Consider the following 565-nt stretch of genomic DNA (forward strand, 5'->3'; position numbering starts at 1 on the left):
CTGGACGGTGAAGTTCTCGAAAGCCAAGGTCGCCGAAGAGGGAAAGGCGCAGCAACGCGACATCGCCATTCCCGCCTTCGGCTACAAGAACCATGCCTCGATCGATCGCCGGCACGGCTTCATCCGCGGCTGGAACGTCACGAGCGCGGCGGCCTATGACGGCGCAGCTTCGCAATGTCCTTAACCGCGCCAACACCGGTTCGACTGTCTGGGCCGACACGGCCTATCGCTCGAAAAAGAACGAGGAGTGGCTGGAGAAGAACGGTTACGTCTCTGACATCCACCAGAAGAAACCGAAGGGTCGACCGATGAGCGAGGCGACGTCGCGGGCCAATGGGCGGAGATCGAAAACCCGCGCATTCGTCGAACACGTCTTCGCGCAGCAGAAATCCAGGATGGGCTTGGTCGTGCGCACCACCGGCATCGCCCGCGCCAGGACGAAGATCGGCATGGCCAACCTTGCCTACAATCTCACCCGCTTCGTCTGGCACGAGGGGCGAATTGCGTCCGCATAACGGCGAGTGCGGCGAAAACCGCCGACGCAACGCCGAAATCAATCAGCCAT

1 pseudogene is annotated in these 565 nt (G+C 61.6%); it reads left to right on the forward strand.

The window, feature by feature from the left end:
• Positions 1-515: pseudogene (locus tag ACWGTO_RS33765) on the forward strand (transposase); the annotation flags it as partial.
• Positions 516-565: the final 50 nt, after the last annotated feature.

The sequence above is a fragment of the Mesorhizobium sp. PL10 genome, assembly GCF_053714315.1.